Origin of the sequence: Methylobacterium iners (assembly GCF_022179305.1) — a bacterium.
Classification (GTDB): Bacteria; Pseudomonadota; Alphaproteobacteria; order Rhizobiales; family Beijerinckiaceae; genus Methylobacterium; species Methylobacterium iners.
In genome coordinates this window covers 22997-39153 of the sequence record NZ_BPQP01000018.1, presented here as the reverse complement: position 1 = coordinate 39153, position 16157 = coordinate 22997, and the positions used below count along the sequence as shown (strand labels likewise).

The 16157-nt window shown below is 71.1% G+C and carries 11 protein-coding genes; 6 read left to right on the top strand and 5 right to left on the bottom strand.

Features of this window, described 5'->3' with window-relative positions:
- Window positions 1-201 precede the first annotated feature (201 nt).
- Window positions 202-2070: a cation:proton antiporter domain-containing protein gene (locus MFF55_RS06240; RefSeq protein WP_238243220.1), complete on the top strand. Its 1869-nt coding sequence runs from the start codon at window positions 202-204 to the stop codon at window positions 2068-2070.
- A gap of 26 nt (window positions 2071-2096) precedes the next feature.
- Here the strand turns inward: MFF55_RS06240 and MFF55_RS06235 are convergent, their stop codons facing one another.
- Window positions 2097-2558: a hypothetical protein gene (locus MFF55_RS06235; RefSeq protein ID WP_238243219.1), complete on the bottom strand. Its 462-nt coding sequence runs from the start codon at window positions 2556-2558 to the stop codon at window positions 2097-2099.
- A 322-nt stretch (window positions 2559-2880) separates the two neighbouring features.
- Between MFF55_RS06235 and MFF55_RS06230 the strand changes: the two genes are divergently transcribed.
- Window positions 2881-4056: a vWA domain-containing protein gene (locus tag MFF55_RS06230; RefSeq protein ID WP_238243218.1), complete on the top strand. Its 1176-nt coding sequence runs from the start codon at window positions 2881-2883 to the stop codon at window positions 4054-4056.
- Between the two features lie 6 nt (window positions 4057-4062).
- On the opposite strand, the gene MFF55_RS06225 is transcribed toward MFF55_RS06230, so the two are convergent.
- Both MFF55_RS06225 and MFF55_RS06220 read right to left on the bottom strand, forming a co-directional pair.
- The gene (locus MFF55_RS06225; protein ID WP_238243217.1) at window positions 4063-4383 is read right to left on the bottom strand and encodes a 2Fe-2S iron-sulfur cluster-binding protein; all 321 of its coding nucleotides are present in this window, start codon (window positions 4381-4383) and stop codon (window positions 4063-4065) included.
- Window positions 4384-4571: 188 nt separating this feature from the next.
- Window positions 4572-4916, bottom strand: coding sequence for an Hpt domain-containing protein (locus MFF55_RS06220; protein ID WP_238243216.1), 345 nt, complete (start codon window positions 4914-4916; stop codon window positions 4572-4574).
- Window positions 4917-5203: 287 nt separating this feature from the next.
- On the opposite strand from MFF55_RS06220, the gene MFF55_RS06215 reads away from it, so the two are divergent.
- Window positions 5204-11590 carry an apolipoprotein A-IV repeat region-like domain-containing protein gene (locus MFF55_RS06215; RefSeq protein ID WP_238243215.1) on the top strand — a complete coding sequence of 2129 codons (6387 nt, stop codon included), beginning with the start codon at window positions 5204-5206 and terminating at the stop codon, window positions 11588-11590.
- Window positions 11591-11609: 19 nt separating this feature from the next.
- Here MFF55_RS06215 and MFF55_RS06210 read toward each other — a convergent pair whose 3' ends face one another.
- Window positions 11610-12050, bottom strand: a complete 441-nt coding sequence (locus MFF55_RS06210) for a DUF1489 family protein (protein ID WP_238243214.1) — start codon at window positions 12048-12050, stop codon at window positions 11610-11612.
- 196 nt (window positions 12051-12246) lie between these two features.
- On the opposite strand from MFF55_RS06210, the gene MFF55_RS06205 reads away from it, so the two are divergent.
- Window positions 12247-12432: a hypothetical protein gene (locus tag MFF55_RS06205; protein ID WP_238243213.1), complete on the top strand. Its 186-nt coding sequence runs from the start codon at window positions 12247-12249 to the stop codon at window positions 12430-12432.
- A 247-nt stretch (window positions 12433-12679) separates the two neighbouring features.
- Here the strand turns inward: MFF55_RS06205 and MFF55_RS06200 are convergent, their stop codons facing one another.
- A complete protein-coding gene (locus MFF55_RS06200) occupies window positions 12680-13630 on the bottom strand; it encodes a hypothetical protein (RefSeq protein ID WP_238243212.1) in 951 nt (316 codons plus the stop codon).
- A 128-nt stretch (window positions 13631-13758) separates the two neighbouring features.
- Here MFF55_RS06200 and MFF55_RS06195 point away from each other — a divergent pair, with 128 nt between their 5' ends.
- Together MFF55_RS06195 and MFF55_RS06190 are read left to right on the top strand one after the other, a co-directional pair.
- On the top strand, window positions 13759-14946 hold the full coding sequence (locus tag MFF55_RS06195; protein ID WP_238243211.1) for an MFS transporter: 1188 nt from the start codon (window positions 13759-13761) through the stop codon (window positions 14944-14946).
- Between the two features lie 73 nt (window positions 14947-15019).
- Window positions 15020-16150 (top strand): ABC transporter permease, encoded by a 1131-nt coding sequence (locus tag MFF55_RS06190; protein ID WP_238243280.1) that lies wholly within the window; start codon window positions 15020-15022, stop codon window positions 16148-16150.
- Window positions 16151-16157: the final 7 nt, after the last annotated feature.

Sequence of the window (16157 nt, the reverse complement as noted above, 5' to 3'; positions counted from 1 at the left end):
CGGCTATTGTGCCGTTTTTGCGCCACGAGGATTGCTCGGGTGCAAACGGCCGCACCGCGCAGGGTTTTTGCGCCTGGCGCGAGGGATGCGTGGCCGCGGGCGGGTGACGAATCCGGGTTGCTTCGATAGGGCTCCGCCACCCATGATCGCGGCGCCGGTCCTGCCTTTAGGGACGCAAGCCTCAGGACATCCCCCCACCTCATGACCGATGCCAGCACTGCCGGCTCCTATCGGGAGGTGATCATCTTCCTCGTCACGGCGGGGGTGGTGGTTCCGCTCTTCCACCGTCTGCGCATCTCCCCGGTGCTCGGCTTCATCGGGGCCGGCGCCCTGCTCGGGCCGTTCGGCCTCGGACGTCTCGCGGAAACCGTTCCCTGGCTCGCAGCCTTCACCATCGGCAACCGGTCGGAGATCGCGCATCTCGCGGAATTCGGCGTGATCTTCTTGATGTTCATGATCGGCGTCGAGCTGTCCTGGGAGCGGCTGCGCACGCTCAGGCGCCTCGTCTTCGGGCTCGGCTCGGTGCAGGTTCTCGCGTCGGCGGCCGTCATCGGGGGCTGCCTCTACGCCATCGAGATCCCGCTCGCCGCCGCGATCATCGTCGGCCTCGCCCTGGCGCTCTCCTCGACCGCCATCGTCATCCCGGTGCTGGCCGACCAGAAGCGGCTCGGCACGCCGGCGGGTCGGACCAGCTTCGCGGTCCTGCTGTTCCAGGACCTCGCGGTGGCGCCGGTCCTGTTCGCCATCGCCGTCCTCGGGCGCAGCGACGGGGCGAATGTGGGAGGGGCGCTGGCGATTGCGCTCGGACAGGCCGCGATCGCCCTCATCGTCATCGTGATCGCCGGTCGCGTCGCCCTGCGGCCGCTCTTCCATCTCGTGGCCCGGACGCGCTCGCCGGAATTGTTCATGGCGGCCTGCCTGCTCGTGATCGTGGCGACCGCGCTGACGGCGGCGGCGAGCGGCCTCTCGATGACGCTCGGCGCCTTCGTCGCCGGGCTGCTGCTCGCGGAGACCGAGTACCGGCGGGCGATCGAGGCGACGATCGACCCCTTCAAGGGCCTGCTGCTCGGCGTGTTCTTCGTCTCGGTCGGCATGAACCTCGACCCGGCCGTCCTGCTCTCGGCGCCCGCGACCATCCTCGGCCTGTCGCTCGCGCTCCTCGGTATCAAGGCCGCCGTGATCCTGCTCGCCGCCCCGCTGCTCCGGGTGTCCCGGGCGGTCGCCCTGGAGGCCGCCCTTCTGCTCGGCCCCAGCGGCGAGTTCGCCTTCGTCCTGATTGGCGGCGCGATCGCGGGCGGGCTGGTACCCGATGGACTCGGCCAGGCGGCCCTGATCGTGACCACCGTCACCATGATCGCCATCCCCGCCCTCGCCGTCGCGGCGCGGCGGCTCGGGCGCCGGATGTCGCGAAAGAATCTGGGGCGTGCCCGGGCCGAGCCGATGCCGGGCAAGCAGCAGAACCGGGTCATCATCGCGGGCTACGGACGAGTCGGGCGCCTCGTCGGCGAGATGCTGACCCGGCACAAGATCCCCTACCTCGCCCTCGACGCCGACGCCGCCCGGGTGTCCGAGCAGCGCCGGCTCGGCAATCCGGTCTATTTCGGGGATTCCTCGAACCCGGAGCTGCTGCGCCGCTGCGACATCGCCACGGCGCGCGCCCTCGTCGTCACCCTCGACAACCCCCGCGCGGTCGAGGCCGTGGTCGAGGCCGCTCGCGCGGAGCGGCGGGACATCACCATCGTCGCGCGGGCCCGCGACGCCCGGCACGCGACGGCCCTCTACGAGCTCGGCGTCGACGATGCGGTGCCGGAGACGATCGAGGCGTCGCTGCAATTGTCGGAAGCCGTCCTCGTCGATGTCGGCGTGCCCATGGGCCTCGTCATCGCCTCGATCCACGAGCGGCGGGACGAGTATCGGGTGATGCTCAAGCGACGGGAAGCCGAGGCGCGGCCGGCCTTCCGGGCGCGGCGCACCGTCGGCAAGGCCGTCGACACGAGGGAGGCCGCCCCCAAGGACGGCGCTCAGGCCAGCAAGGCGGAACCCGCCGCCCGCAGCGCCGGTGGTCCCTGAGCCGCACGGCCGGGACTTCGCGTCCGCTAGAAGAGGCGGCCCTGCCCGTGGGGGGGCGCGGTCGGTTTGGGCGGTCCCAGCGTCGGCCTCGAGTCCGAGCCCGCGATCTTACGCGGCGTTCGGCGCACGCCGATCCGGTTGGCGGGCTCATAGCCGGACGCGAAGCTGCAGCGATAGGTGATCTCGTCGGGCGGGCCGAGCCCGGTATCGAGGGGAACGCTGATGGTGTCGTTGGAGTAGCGCCACCGGCGCGTGCCCTTGTCCCAGTACAGCCAGATCGTCGTCGGGTGTCCCTTGACGGCGAAGACGGCAGCCTTCTTGGACAGGGCCTGCACGGTTCGGGGCTCGTACATGCCCTTGTCGCGGTAGGCCTGCTGGAAGGCGGGCGGCTGGCGGTCGACGAAGGTGTTCCGCACGATCTGAATCGTCGCGCCCGGTTTCGCCAGAAACCGTTTGAAGTCGCCTAATGAGCGCAAGACGATCGCCATAAGGGTGATCCCTACACAACCCGGTTATCAAGATCCTGTCCTGGCCGAGACTGTGACTCCGAGCTGTTCGATTCCCGTGACGGTGTTCGAGGGGGTGCGAGCATTGTAGAGGGGGATATCAACAGGAATCGGGACTTATACCCAGCTTCGTGCACGGAATCGGAAGGCGGGCGTGATCCTGACGCGGTGCGTCATCCGCTAAAATCCTTACTCAACTTATGAATTCAGCCTCATTGCTGCAGCGCCAAAGCTCGGCCGGGAGGGTTCGTACGGCGGCTTTCCGCGGCTTGACCGGAACGCGTCCTTCGCGCGTTGTCCGCCCATGCTGCTGCAGTTCTTCACCGCCCTTCGAGAGGCCAAGGTCCCTGTCACCCTCCGCGAGCACTTGACCTTGCTGGAGGCCCTCGACCGGGACCTCGCGGGGAAGCGCGTCGAGGAATTCTACGAACTCGCCCGCGCGCTCCTCGTGAAGGACGAGCGCCACCTCGACCGCTTCGATCGGGTGTTCGGGACCGTGTTCAAGGGTCTCGAGACCGTCGGCGAGGCGCTCGGGCCCACGCCCGTTCCCGAGGAATGGCTGCGCAAGCTTGCCGAGCGCTACCTCACCGAGGCCGAGAAGGCGGAGCTGAAGGCGCTCGGCTGGGACAAGCTGTTCGAGACCCTCAAGCAGCGCTTGGCCGAGCAGAAGGAGCGCCACCAGGGCGGCTCGAAATGGATCGGGACGGGCGGTACCTCGCCCTTCGGCGCCTACGGCTACAATCCGGAGGGCGTTCGCATCGGTCAGGAGGGCAACCGGAACTTCCGCGCGGTGAAGGTCTGGGACAGGCGCGAGTTCAAGGACCTCGACGACGGCATCGAGCTCGGGACGCGGGCCATGCGCGTCGCCCTGCGCCGGCTTCGCCGCTTCGCACGGTCAGGCGCGGCGGAGGAGCTGGACCTCGACGGGACGATCCGCGAGACGGCGCGCAGCGGCTACCTCGACGTGAAACTGCGTCCGGAGCGGCGCAACGCCGTGAAGGTCCTGCTCTTCCTCGATGTCGGCGGCTCGATGGACTGGCATGTGGGGCAGGCCGAGGAGCTGTTCTCGGCGGCGCGGGCCGAGTTCAAGCACTTCGCCCATTTCTACTTCCACAACTGCCCCTACGAGGCCGTCTGGCGCGAGAACCGCCGCCGCCACGACGACACCCTGCCGCTGCTCGACGTGATCCGGACCTATCCGTCCGACTATTCCGTCCTGTTCGTGGGCGACGCCTCGATGAGCCCCTACGAGATCGCGATGCCGGGCGGCTCGGTCGAGCATTGGAACGCGGAGGCCGGTCAGGTCTGGCTCGGCCGCGTGCTCGCGCATTTCCCGAAGGCGGTCTGGCTCAACCCCATACCGCGGGAGCACTGGGACTACACGCCCTCGATCGGCATGATCCGCCGGCTGTTCGACGACCGGATGTTCACGCTGAACGTCGAGGGGATCGATGCCGCGATGCGGACGCTGATGCGGTGAGGCCCCTCAGCCCTGGCGGGCGGGCGTCGTCACGGTAAGACCGTCGAGCTCGGGCTTGATCCGGATCTGGCAAGAGAGCCGCGAGGTGCTGCGCACGTCGGAGGCGAAGTCGAGCATGTCCTGCTCCATGGGCTCGGCCGGCCCGACGACCTCGGCCCACTCGCCATCGACGTAGACGTGGCAGGTGGCACAGGCGCAGGCGCCGCCGCATTCGGCATCGATCCCGGGAACATTGTTGCGGATCGCCGTCTCCATCACGGTCGATCCCACGTCGCCCTCCACCGTCCTGGCCGTGCCGGCGTGGTCGACGTAGGTGATCTTGGGCATCGATGGCTCCAGGCTCGGACATTGCGGTCGGGGCCGGTCTCGCGGCGCGGGGTCTGCCTTGGAGGCGCGAGACGGGGAATGCAAGCGCGCAGGCGAGGCCGACGCGGATTCCAGGCCCTTACGCTGCAGGTGGCGAGGCCGTTCCGTCGCGGGTCTGGGCAGTCAGCTTTTGCCGCAGGCGGACGGACCTATCGCCGGCTGGCGGCAAGTTCCTCGATCTCGACGAGGGTCGCATCCACGGCCCGAGCCAGCGCGTCGAGTTCGGTGTCCTCGACCGCGCCCCGTGTCCGCAAGACGTCCTCGACGGCCGCGGACTGCGCGGCGATCTGAGCCGCGCCGACACCCAGCGCGGAGCCCTTCAGGGTATGGGCGTGGTCGGCACGGGCCTCCGCGGAGAGCGACGCATCCCTGATCCCGGGCAGGAGCCGCAGGCACTGCGCCTCGAACAGGGACAAGAGCTCGCGCGCGAGCGCCGCGTCCCCGAGGGTCTGGCTGTCGAGATGGACGAGGTCGATCAGGCGATCCGGCTGCACCTTGGCGTTCCGCTCCCATCATCGACCCTGGGTTCCGGCCCGTAGCCGCTGTCCACAGGACCGGCCTGCTACGTTCGCTTCCGTTTAAGGCTTGAGGCATCATGCAGAAACCCCGCCGGGCGAGGCCGGGGCCTGTCTTGGTAACCATTCCGTTAAGGTTTTTTGGGCGGTGCGCCGGGCTCGGGTATCCGAGGCAGGCCGCGAAGTCTAAACTTCCTTGGTAAATGCGTAAAAACGAGTTCCGCGACCCAGCGCGGCCGGCGGAGCTCCGCGTAACGAGGCGTTGAATGGCCACGGAAAAGAAGCTCAAGGATCCGGCGGAGGCCGCGCTCTCGGCAATCGAACAAGCCCTGAGCCTGGACATGCTGGCTCCCAACGCCGACCAGCGCCCCGAGCCGCGCCTGCCGGATGTGGGCGACAGCGATCCGCTGCGCGACCCGAGCGGCCGCCTGGCCCCGCCGCGCCTCGACTTCGATGCTCCCCTCTCCTCCGACCTTCCCCCGCCGGACCGCCACCGGCCGCGGCGCGAGGGCGGGCTGCTCCCGCCCGACCGCTCCCTCGTCGCCAACGACGACCGCCAGAACATCGGCATCCTGCAGCAGACCCTTCGGGTCCGGCCCTCGCGCAAGCCCTATCTGTGGGCGGCGCTCGTCTCGCTGCTCTGGGCCGGCGGCCTGATCGCGCTTGCCTGGAACCAGTCGAGCGGCGACCTCCGGAGCTTCGCGCTCGGATTGAACGCGCTCCAGGCCGCCGTCGCCGCCACGGCCCTGGTCGGCCCGATCGTCCTGTTCACGATCATGGCGATGCTGGCCGTGCGCGCGCAGGAGATGCGCCTCGTCGCGCGGGCCGTCGGCGAGGTGGCGATCCGCCTGGCCGAGCCCGAGACCTTCTCCACCGACGCGGTCCTGACCATGTCGCAGACGGTCCGGCGCGAGGTCGCCGCCGTCGGCGACGGCGTCGAGCGGGCGCTGGCCCGGGCAGGCGAACTCGAGACCCTGGTGCGCGGCGAGATCGCGACCCTGGAGCGGGCCTATTCCGACAACGAGATCCGCATCCGCTCCCTCGTCGACGAGCTCGTCGCCCAGCGCGAGGCCATCGTCGCCAATGCCGAGCGCGTCCGCAGCGCCATCACGGGCTCCCATCAGAACCTGACGCAGGAGCTCGACGGGGCGGCCGAGCGCATCGTTTCGGCCGTGAACGGCGCCGGCGACCGGGTCACCGGCGCCCTCGACGCCCGCGGCGAGGCCATCACGACGGCGCTGGGTCAGCGCGGCGATGCCATTACGGCGGCGCTCGGGGAGGCAGGCGACCGCGTCGTCGACCTCGTCTCGGTGCGCGGGGACGATCTTGTCCAGCGGCTCGTGGCGACGAGCGACGGCGTCCGCGGCTCGCTGACGGAAGTCGGCAATGCCCTGACGCAATCCCTGGAGACCCGCGCCGAGGAGGTCACCCGGTCCTTCGAGCGCACGGGCGGGCTTCTCACCGCGACTCTCTCCGAGAACGCCACCGACGTGACGCGCACCCTCGCCGAGACGGGTGCCAGCGTCATCGAAGCACTCGACCGCCAGGGCGGCGAGGTCCGCGCGACCTTCGAGCGCTCCACGCGCGGCCTGGAGGAGGCCTTCCTCTCGCGCGGCAACGAACTCACCGAGCATTTCTCGACGACCGGCGGCCAGATCACGGCCCGCTTCGCCGAGACGGGCGACGCCCTGCGCGAGCATTTCGCGGCCACCGGCGCGGCGCTCACCCAGGACATCGCGGCCCGCGGCACCGCCCTGCGGGCGGAGCTCGAGACCGCCGGCACCGGCGTCTCCGAACTCATCGAGGCCCGCGGACGCGACGCCCAGGCCGGGCTCGCGCTCGCCGCGAGCGGCGTGGTCGAGACCTTCACGGCGCTCGGCGGAACCATCGAGGCCCGCGCCAACGACGCGATCGGAGTCCTGCGCAGCACCGTCGAGGCCTTGGGAAGCGATATCGGCGCCCGCACCGCCGAGGCAACCGAGCTCCTCCGCCGCAGCGCGGAGGATACCACGACCGTCGTCGGCGCCAGCACCAGCGAGGCCGCGCAGGCGTTCCAGCGCGCGGCCGTCGACGCCACCGGCGAGCTCGAAGCGCGCACCGTCGAGGCCGTCCAGATCTTCGAGCGCCGGCTGGGCCAGACGACGGGCGAGCTCGCGGCACGGACCCAGGAGGCCGCGGCGCTGCTCAACAGCACCGCCGACGAGGTCGGCTCCGCCCTGACGGCTCGGGTCAGGGACGTCGAGGCCGTCTTCAGCGACCAGGGCCGCGCCGTCACCGACCTTCTCGCGGCGCAGGCCGAGGCGGCCCACGCGCAGATCGCGGGGACCGCGCGCGACGTCGTGCTGGCGGTCACCACCCAGGGCGCCCGCGTCAACGACGCCCTCAACGAGGCGGGCGCGACCTTCGCCGACACGGCCGACAGCCGCGCCAAGGCGATCGACGCGGTCCTCAACGACCGTCTCGCCGCCCTTAAGGAGACCATCGCGCGCGGCGACATCCTCGCCGACCGCATCGCCCAGGACACGAGCTCGCTCGGCGCGGTCGTCGCCGATCAGCTTCAGGAGATGGACCGGATCATCACCGTCCAGGGCAAGGCGGTGGTGGAGACCATCACCGAGCGCAGCCGCGAGGCGAGCGATGCCGTCGCCGCGCAGCTCGGCGCCCTCGAGGAGCGTGCGCTCTCGCGCTCGACCGAGATCGGCGACACCTTCACGACGCTCGTCGGCCATATCGACGGGCATCTCGGCGCCAGGGCAACGGCCCTGAACGAGGCGCTGGTGATGCGGACCGGCGAGATGGCGCGGATCATGGCCAAGGGCAGCCGCGACCTCGTCCAGGCGCTCGACGCCCGCGCCGACGGGATGGCGCAGGACATCGCCGCCCGCAGCCAGGGCCTCGGCGATGCCCTGAGCGCCCGCGTCGCGCAGATCACGGAGCGGATCGACAGCCAGACCCTGGAACTCGCCCGCCGCCTCGACGAGGGCGCCGGCCGCTTCGACACCGGCGTGCTGGAGCGCCTCGACGCGATCAGCGTCGCGCTCGAGGAGCGCAGCCGCCTCATCGACGAGACCTTCGGCGCCCAAGCCTTCGAGGCGATCCGCCTCATCGAGAGCCGCACCCGGGCGGTCGACGAGGATCTTTCGAGCCGCACCCGCGAGCTGGTGAGCCTGATCGAGAGCCGCAGCCGGGGCGCCGACGAGATCCTCTCCGGCCAAGTCGAGGCGATCCGTGCGGCCTTCGCCGAGCGGGCCGACCTGCTCGGCAGCTTCATCGACGAGCGCACCGCCGCGATGGGCCAGGAGCTCGACGAGAAGGGCCGCATGGTGTTCGGTGCGCTGGGCGGCCGGATCACCGAGCTCGCCCGCCTGTTCGACCGGGGCAGCACCTCGCTCGGCGAACTCCTGGAACAGCGCGGCGACATCATCCTCTCCCGCCTGCGCGAGGTGGTGGCCGAGGCCGATCGCCTGCTCGGCGAGGGCGAAGGCCGCCTTAGCAAGACGCTGGAGAGCCGCACCTCCGACATCAGCGGCCTCCTCGACGAGGGCGTCCGCACGGTGCACCAGCTCCTCGACGACCGGACCGGAACGATCCGGACGCTCCTCGACGATCATGTCCGCAACCTGGACGGCACCTTCGAGGGACGGATCGCTCCGCTTCACGCCGAGCTCGACCGGCGCGGGCGCGAGCTCGTCGAGACCATCGAGTCGAGCCTCGGGATCGCGGCCGGTGCCGTCGATGTGCGCACCCAGTCGATCGCCTCGCTGTTCGACGAGCGGATCGGCAACCTTTCCAGCGTCGTCGACGGCGGCGCGGCACGGCTCAGCCAGAGCCTCGACGACCGCGCCCACGCCCTGCGCGCCCTGTTCGACGAGCGGATCGGCAACCTCTCCAGCATTGTCGAAGGCGGCAACCAGCAGCTCGACCGGAGCATCGCCGACCGTACCCAGGCCTTGCGGGCGCTGTTCGACGAGCAGATCGGTACCCTCTCCAATGTCGTCGAAGGCGGCAGCGCCCAGCTCAGCCAGAGTGTCGATGCTCGCGCCCATGCCCTGCGCTCGGTTTTCGACGGGCTGCTCACCGCCCTCGAGGGCCTCGTGGAAGGCCGGGCCGACGCCATCACCCAGCGGGTCGATGGCCGGACCCGGACCATGCTCGCCCTGTTCGACGAGCGTCTTGCCGCCATCGACCAGCTGGTCGACGGTCGCGCCAACGCCTTCGCGCAGACCATCGAGGCGAAGGGCTCGGCCCTCACCGAGACCGTCGACGCCCGCAGCGAGGCCTTCACGCAGCGCATCGACAGCCGGATGAAGGCCTTCGCGGCCCTCGTCGCCTCGCGGGGCGACGCACTCGCGGCCGCCTTCGACGATCGCCAGGACGCCTACGCCTCCCTGGTGGACGAGCGCACGGCGCAGATGCTTACCGCCTTCGACGAGCGGGTCAGTCGCCACGCCGCCGTCGCCGAGGCCCATGCGGCGGCCCTCGCGACGGCGCTGGACGAGCGCAACGCCGCCGTCGCGGCACTGATCGACGGACGCAACCAAGAGATGGGAGCCGCGTTCGAGCGCCGCTCCAACGCGCTCGCCACCCTCGTCGAGGCCCGCGGTCAGGCCCTGGCGCGGCGCCTCGCCGAGAGCGCCGAGACGATCACCCGCGCGATCGAGGATCGCGGGGGCACCCTCGTCGACTCCATCGACGGCCGCGGCGGCATCGTCGTCGAGGCCATGGAGACCCAGGCGAGCCGGCTGAGCGCCCTGATGGACGGCCCTGCGGCGGGTCTCGTCGAGGCCTTGGACGAGCGCGGCCGGGCGATCGAGAAGGCGCTTGCCGAGACGGGCGCCCCGCTGATCGAGGCGCTTCGCGAGCGCACGCAGGATCTCGTGGACCAGTCCACGGCCTCCGCCCAGGCGTTGCTCGCCGCCGTCGACGGCGGCGCCTCCCGCGCCATCGCGAGCCTCACGGAAGCGAACGACCGCCTGCGCAACGATCTCGGCGGCGTGCTCTCGCGCATCAACGGCGCCAACGACGCCCTGCGGAACCTCGTCGGCAACGCGCAGGAGAACCTGGGCGCCATCGAGGAGGGTCTCGCCGGCCGCGTCCAGCAGATCCAGGCTGCGCTCGATGCCATCGCCGACGAGACGAACCGGGCCAGCACCGGCGTGTCGGATCAGGTCGCCGCCCTCAAGGGCGTCGCCGAGGGCGTCCTTCGGGAGGCGGCGGAGCTTGCCGCCACCCTCGATGCCCAGGGCCGTTCGCTGCGCGACACGACGCGCGACCATGTCGATGCTTTGGTGAATGCGGCCGGCTCCCTAGAAGGGATCGAGGGCCGCGTGTCCGAGGCCCTGGCGGCCCGGGCCCGCGTCGCCGACGAGCTGCTCGGCCGCATCGAGACCCGCTCCGGCGCGCTCGAAGCGGAGACGAAGCGCTTCGACACGATGCTCGACGAGACGCTGCGCGCCGCGGAGGAGCGGGCCCGGTCGATTGGGGCGAGCCTCGCCGAGACGGCGCGCGACGCCGGCACGGCGGTCGCGGGTGAGTTCGAGCGCCTGCGCTCGGGCGCGGGCGACGAGGGCGAGCGGACGACCCAGGCCGTGCGCGCCGCGATCCTCGACGCCTCGAAGGAGATGAACAGCGCGTTCGAGGCGGCCTCGTCCCGGTTCAGCGAGTCCGTCGCCGGCATGCGCGAGATGGCGTCGGAGATCCGTCGCGAGCTCGACGCGACCCGCGCCGACCTCCAGCGCGGCGTCGTCGAGATCCCGCGCGAGACGCAGGAGGCCACGGGCGAGATGCGCCGCGTGGTCTCGGACCAGATCAAGGCGCTGAACGAGCTCTCCGCCCTGGTGGCCCGCTCGAACCGCGCGGTCGACGTCGCCCAGCCTCAGCCCCAAGCGGCTGCGACCGTGGCTGCGACCCCGCCTGCGCCGGTCTCGGCCCGGCCTGCCGAGCCGCGTCCAAGCCCGAAGGCAGCGAGCCCGGTCGCGCCGCAGCCGGTGCGTCCCGCCGCCCAGCCGGTGGCGCCCGCGTCACAGGCGGAGGCAGCGCCCAAGCCTCAGCAGCAGGTCGCGGTGGTGACGCCGCCGGCCCGGCCGCCGACTCCCCCTGCCCCGACGCCCGCACCGGTGCGGGCGCTGGAGGCTCCGCGTCCCTCGGCACAGCCGCGCCTGGATGCTCGCGGCGGCACCGGACAGAACCGCGGCTGGCTGTCGGACCTCCTGACGCGGGCCTCGATCGACGACGAGCCGGGCAACGCGACACCGGCGCCCACGCCAGCGCCGGCCGCCGCGCCGGCGAAGCCTGCACCGGAGCGCAGCCGCACCGCGCTGGACATGATCTCGACCGACATCGCCAGGATGATCGACCACCAGACGGCGGTCGACCTGTGGGAACGCTACCGCCGCGGCGAACCCAACCTGTTCGATCGCCGGATCTACACGGCTCAGGGGCGCCAGGCCTTCGAGGAGATCCGCCGGCGCTACGCCGCCGACGCCGATTTCCGCCGCACGGTCGACCGCTACGTCAGCGAGTTCGAGCGTCTCCTCGGCGAGGTCTCGCGCAGCGACCGCGACACCAAGCGTGCCGATGCCTACCTGACCTCGGAGACCGGCAAGGTCTACACGATGCTGGCCCATGCCAGCGGACGGTTCGAGGGCGCCTGAGGCGTCCTCGCGCCGGGGCTCAGATCAGCCCGAGGCCTGCGAGCTCCCGGCGCAGGCTCTCGGGCATCTGGATCAAGTCGCCGGCCGCGTGCCGGTCGAGATCCGGCGGCGCGTCCCGGTGTTCCAGGTAGCGCCAGCCCTGGAAGGGCCGGCATGGCCGCGGGGCGACCGGCGTCACCTCCGTGCCGAGGATCAGGCGGCAGCGCGCGATCCCGTCCGTGTCCGTGAAGGGCGCGATGCCCGCGATGGGCTGGCGGCAGACGAGCGTTCCCTTCATCACCCAGTAGATCGAGCCGCGTCCCGCGATCTCGCGCGCCCGCTTCGGGATCATCCGCGTGGTGTGGAACGGCGCCGGATCGCGCTCCAGGCGCAGGGCCTCGGCCCGATTGCGGGCGATGCGAGCCTCGAGTTCCTCGATCGTGGCGGGCCCGACGCAGAGCTTCAGCAGATGGAGGGTCATGCCGGCGCTTCTACAGCATCGTCCTGCGTATCGCATCCGGGCCGATGCCGTAGGTCGTTGGTTTCGCATCGGCTTTTGCCGAGCCTCGGCAACCGCTTCTCAAGCCGATGCTTCGGCCATCGAGGCGGCGGCGGGAAGCCTTCCCGGAACGTCTGCGCCTCGCTTCCGTTGCTTTGCCAACCGAACGGAGGAAACCATGAGAAAGCCATCCAAGCCCGGAACCGAGGCGAGCAAGACGCGCGAAGGCGGAGCACTCGGGAACATCGACGAGCTGACGGGGCATCCGGGAAAAGGAACCAGCGGCCCGTCGATCAAGCCGTCCGAGAGCCCGGATCCCTCGAAGGGCGTGCAGCCGGGGTCGGATCGCGGGAAGAACGGCTGAGGCCGGCACGGTCGCGATGTGACGAGCTCGCCTGTCGCGGATCTGCGAAACGCGTGTCCGTGCCGCGAGGGCGTCATGAATCGTTAACCAAACCGCGCTATCACCGTCCCATGCCGACCGCGACACCGTCGCTCGATCGGATACGGCCACGATGCCGGGCTCAGGTGACGCCGGATGTACGCGCACCAGGCCCGGTATCCGTGGCCGTTGTTTTTTCTGACCCCTCAGGCGCTCGACCGAGGGCCCGTCAGGAGAACAGCGCCATCTTCTCTTCCATCGTCAGGCCGTCGATATCGGCGAAGGCCGCCTCGATATCGATCGGTTCCGCTGGCTCGTCCTCGGCGGGCGCCGCCGGCTCGCTTTCGGAAGCTGCGGAGGCGGTTTCGGCTTCCGGCGCGTCATCCTCCCACGCCTCGGGCTCCGACTCCTCGGCATCCGGCTGCGCGTCGAGGAACACGATGTCCTCGTGCGGCGCGACCAGCGTCGCGATGATCTTCGTCGCGGCTTCCCCCGTCGCGACGGGCTGCGACGGCTCCATGTCGATGAAGCGGTCGACGTCGCTCTGGCTGAGATCGACCTCCGGAATCGGGTGCGCGGAGCGCTCCGCCTCCACCTCGGCGGGATCGCCCCAGATGGCGATCATCGCGGCAAGCCGCTCCTCCAGGTAGCGCAGGGTCTGGACGATCCGCGCGATGCGCTGCGCGGTGAGGTCCTGGAACGAGCAGGCGGTGTAGATCTGGGTCGCCCGCCGATCGAGCTCGTCGCAGACCGACGTGTCGGAGCCGGCCTCGCGCAGCAGCCAGGCCGCCTCCTGCACGTTCTCGGCCGCACCCAGGATGTCCGTGGTCGCCCGCTCCGTCGCGCGCACGATCGCGTCGAGCGCGAGCGAGGCGCCGTCGAGCCGGCTGTGATCGGGGTCGCCCGCGCTGATCGCGGCGATCTCGGTCTTCGTCCGGGCGATGGCCTGCGCCATGTCCATGATGTCGCCGCGCATCCGGTCGACGTGATCGGCCTCGCGCTCGCTCGTGACGACGCCCTCCAGGCGCTCGATGGCGCCGAGCAGCATCTCGGTATCGGCGGACCGGTTCCGGCGCGCGTATTCCTGGAGGAACCAGCGGCCCCGCGCGCTCTCGCTCATCGCCGCTTCGATGCGCTCGAACTCGTCGTCGGTCGTCGTCAGCGACTGGGAGCCACTCATGCCGTCGGATCCTTGGGAGTGCCGGGGCAGCCGCGTGCGCGGTCCGTCCGTGTCCAGGGCCGAGGCAGTTTGACAGCAGGGCTTTAACGTCTGCTTTACGCTCCCGCCCCCCTGCCGCAGAGGCCACCTTGCCGAGCCGTGCCCCGAATCCGGCCGAGCCCGACGCCGCTCGGCTCTCGCTTCTCTACGCCGTCGTCTTCGTCGAGATCGGCATCGCGATGCCGTTCATGCCCGTCTGGCTGAACGCGATCGGCCTCGAGGCCCAGGTGATCGGTCTCCTGCTCGCCCTGCCGATCGCGGTCAAGATCGTCGCCACGGCCCCCCTGCTCGGCCTGATCGATCGGGGCGTGACCGCGCGCCGGCTCCTCGTGACGGGCAGCCTCGCGCTCGCTGCGACCTACGCCGCGATGCCGGCGGGCGCCGCGATCGGCTGGCCCGTCCTCGCGCTCCTCATCGCGCTCAACGCCGCGGCGGGCGCGCCGCTCGTGCCGACCATCGATTATCTCACCCTCGCCGCGACACGGCGCAGCGCCCGGCTCGACTATGCCCGCATCCGGGTCGCCGGCTCCCTCGGCTTCCTCCTGGCGAACCTTGCCGGCGGGCTCGCGCTCAACGCGCTCGGCGAGCGGCTCGCGGTCCCCCTCCTCCTGACGGCGTTCGCCGTCGTCGCCTCGGCCGTCGCCGTCACGAGCCAGGTCGAGGCGCCGTCGCCAGAGCGGCCGCGGGGCGTCACCCTCCCGCCGCGGCTCCCGCGCACCCTCTGGCTCATGATCGGCGCGGCGGCGCTGATCCAGGCGAGCCACGGCGCGCTCTACGCCTTCGGCAGCATCCATTGGAGCGCGGGCGGCATCGCAACGAGCTGGATCGGAGTCCTCTGGGCGATCGGGGTCGCGGCCGAGATCGTGCTCTTCGCGGTCGCCCGGCGGCTGCCCGCCCGCTGGCGGACCCCCTACAGGCTCGTCGGCCTGGGCGGAGCCGCGGCCCTCACCCGGGCCGTCGCCATGGCGCTCGTCGGAGATCGGCTCGGTCCGCTGATTCCGCTGCAGGTCCTGCACGGCCTCAGCTTTGGCGCGACGCAGCTCGGCGCGATGGCCGCGGTCTCCGCCCTGGCGCCCGACGGCGCGCGGGGCCGTGCCCAGGGCACGCTCAGCGCGACCTCGGCCCTCGCCTCGGTCCTCGCGACGCTCGCGAGCGGCGCGGCCTACGCGGCCGGCGGCGGGCCGCTGGCCTTCATCCTCATGGCGCCGCTGGCGCTGGCCGGCCTCGCCCTGGCCGCCCTTGCATCGCGAGAAGCCTTCACTCCGCCGCGTTTATAGTGAAGCCATCGCTGCGACCCAGTCTCGAGCCCCCTCGCGACGAGGAGCATCCCGCGTGCGAAGCGCCGTCGCCCTGCAGAATCCCAACGCCGCCGATGCCCTGATCCAGCCGGGCGAGGGCTGCGTCGCGCTCACCGGCTACTGGACCGCCGACCAGGCGCCCTCCGTGGAAGCGGCCGCCTCGCGCATCGCCGGCCATGCGGCGGCGCATCCCGTCCTCGTCGATCTCGGCGGCATCCAGCGGCTCGACACCCTCGGCGCCTGGGTGCTGGAGCGCGCCCGCGGCGAGATCGAGGCGGCCGGCGGCCGGCTCAGCTACGCGAACGCCTCGCCCGAGCACCGCATCCTGCTCGGCGAGGCCAAGCTCGGCGCCGCCGAGGCGCCGCCCGCGCGCCAGCGCGGCCGTATCCACAATTTTCTCGAGGCTTTCGGCGTCCGGGTCGTCGGGGGCAAGGCGGATTTCGTCACCGGCCTCGCCTTCCTCGGCGAGGTGGTCCTCGCCTGTATCCGCGTCGCCTCGCGGCCCTCCAGCTTCCGCGGCACCGCCCTCGTCCACCAGATCCAGCAGGTCGCCTTCAACGGCGTGCCGATCATCGTGCTGATCTCGTTCCTCGTCGGCGGCATCGTCGCCCAGCAGGGCATCTTTCAGCTCCAGCGCTTCGGGGCGCAGAGCTTCGTCGTGAACCTGATCGGGCTCCTGATCCTGCGCGAGCTCGGCGTGCTCCTCACCTCGATCATGGTGGCGGGCCGTTCCGGCTCGGCCTTCACCGCCGAGATCGGCTCGATGCGGATGCGCGAGGAGGTCGACGCGCTGCGCGTCATGGGCCTCGACCCGATCGAGATCCTGATCGTGCCGCGCATCCTGGCGCTGGTGATCGGCCTGCCGATCCTCACCTTCCTCGCCTCGCTCGCGGCGCTGGCCGGCGGCGGCCTCACCGCCTCGCTCTACGGCGGCATGACGCCCGAGGCCTTCCTGGCCCGGCTCCAGGCGGCGGTGTCCCTCCACCACGTTGCCGTCGGGCTGATCAAGGCGCCGTTCATGGCGCTGATCATCGGCATCATCGCGACGATCGAGGGTTTCGCGGTGCAGGGCTCGGCCGAGTCGCTGGGCCGCCACGTCACCGCCTCAGTCGTGAAGTCAATCTTCATGGTCATCGTGCTTGATGGACTCTTCGCGGTGTTCTTCGCCGCTATCGATTTCTGAACCACGT

What these genes read in the sequence shown, in the direction of transcription:
- MFF55_RS06235 (WP_238243219.1), bottom strand. Translation starts at nt 2,558, where the DNA reads ATGGCGATCGTCTTGCGCTCATTAGGCGACTTCAAACGGTTTCTGGCG.
- MFF55_RS06210 (WP_238243214.1), bottom strand. Translation starts at nt 12,050, where the DNA reads ATGACCCTCCATCTGCTGAAGCTCTGCGTCGGGCCCGCCACGATCGAG.
- MFF55_RS06200 (WP_238243212.1), bottom strand. Translation starts at nt 13,630, where the DNA reads ATGAGTGGCTCCCAGTCGCTGACGACGACCGACGACGAGTTCGAGCGC.
- MFF55_RS06215 (WP_238243215.1), top strand. Translation starts at nt 5,204, where the DNA reads ATGGCCACGGAAAAGAAGCTCAAGGATCCGGCGGAGGCCGCGCTCTCG.
- MFF55_RS06205 (WP_238243213.1), top strand. Translation starts at nt 12,247, where the DNA reads ATGAGAAAGCCATCCAAGCCCGGAACCGAGGCGAGCAAGACGCGCGAA.
- MFF55_RS06225 (WP_238243217.1), bottom strand. Translation starts at nt 4,383, where the DNA reads ATGCCCAAGATCACCTACGTCGACCACGCCGGCACGGCCAGGACGGTG.
- MFF55_RS06240 (WP_238243220.1), top strand. Translation starts at nt 202, where the DNA reads ATGACCGATGCCAGCACTGCCGGCTCCTATCGGGAGGTGATCATCTTC.
- MFF55_RS06230 (WP_238243218.1), top strand. Translation starts at nt 2,881, where the DNA reads ATGCTGCTGCAGTTCTTCACCGCCCTTCGAGAGGCCAAGGTCCCTGTC.